Here is a 1,054-nt window from a genome sequence, read left to right as displayed (position 1 = left end):
TAGAACACTGCCTGCGGCAGGCAGAACATCACCTTAAGAAAAGCTTCGTTTATCACAACCTTTGCTTTCTTCTAAAGGGGCAAGCTGCCGGCCAGTTTGTCGTCACACAAAACGCTTTTAAGACTTATCGATACAAGCTTCGATTTAATCAGGCGCTCTTAAATCAAAACCAACAAGCCTTTAACGAAGAGGTTGTACCTCACGAATGTGCACACCTCATCGTCTATCAGTATTTTGGTCGCTATCATGAAGGCAAGAAGGTAATGCCGCATGGACGACAGTGGAAGCAGGTTATGTCAGAAGTATTTAATGTTGAGCCAAAGGTAAGGCATAACTTCTCAAGCGCGAAAAGGGCACGACGAACCTTTGCATATATTTGTGCATGTCACGATCGAATTCATGATTTGAGCGCAATTCGACACAATAGAATCGTAAGAAGTGATGCAAGATATGTATGCAAAAGCTGTAAGGAAAGCTTGAGAATTAAATAGGCCAAAGTGAATGAGGCCAGGCAGTTCTTATTTAAGAGGAGCTTGTCGTTAGCGAGCGATCTGACGCCAGTTAACGACAAGGCGACTAAAGAATTTACTTCTCTAGATATTGAAGCTTGTTAGGAACACCGTCCCACTCTTTAGCATCTGGAAGCGGGTCTTTTTGCTCGGTAATGCAGGGCCAAGTCTGACATAGCTCGGCGTTTAGCTCGATATACTGCGTCTGGTCGGCAGGCAATTCGTCCTCAGAAAAGATTGCATCAGCTGGGCATTCTGGCTCACAAAGTGCGCAATCGATACATTCGTCAGGATCGATTACCAGAAAGTTAGGGCCTTCATAGAAGCAGTCTACAGGACAAACTTCCACACAATCTGTGTACTTACACTTAACACAGTTATCGGTTACAACAAATGTCATATTGCTATTCCAGTGTTTGGTCTCATTAAAATTATGCGGTGTATTCTAATGTCAGATGTGACAGGGTTCAAGCTTAAACGCCTGTCATAGCGCAAATGTTACGATTATTGACTTAAAACACAAGTAAGTTAGCGCAAGAGACAAG

General features: G+C 43.3%; 2 protein-coding genes. One reads left to right on the top strand and one right to left on the bottom strand.

Annotated features, from left to right (window positions below; genetic code table 11):
• Positions 1-491 (top strand): SprT-like domain-containing protein (locus A3757_RS24815; protein ID WP_068740490.1); only part of this gene is annotated, 491 nt, incomplete at its 5' end.
• 94 nt (positions 492-585) lie between these two features.
• Here the strand turns inward: A3757_RS24815 and fdxA are convergent.
• Entirely contained in the window at positions 586-909 is a 324-nt protein-coding gene (gene fdxA / locus A3757_RS24810) for a ferredoxin FdxA (RefSeq protein ID WP_068510699.1), read from the bottom strand.
• Positions 910-1,054: the final 145 nt, after the last annotated feature.

It is taken from the genome of Oleiphilus sp. HI0117 (genome assembly GCF_001635235.1).
Note: the sequence above shows the minus strand (reverse complement) of the source record. Positions and strands in the feature narration are given on the sequence as shown.

What these genes read in the sequence shown, in the direction of transcription:
- fdxA (WP_068510699.1), bottom strand. Translation starts at nt 909, where the DNA reads ATGACATTTGTTGTAACCGATAACTGTGTTAAGTGTAAGTACACAGAT.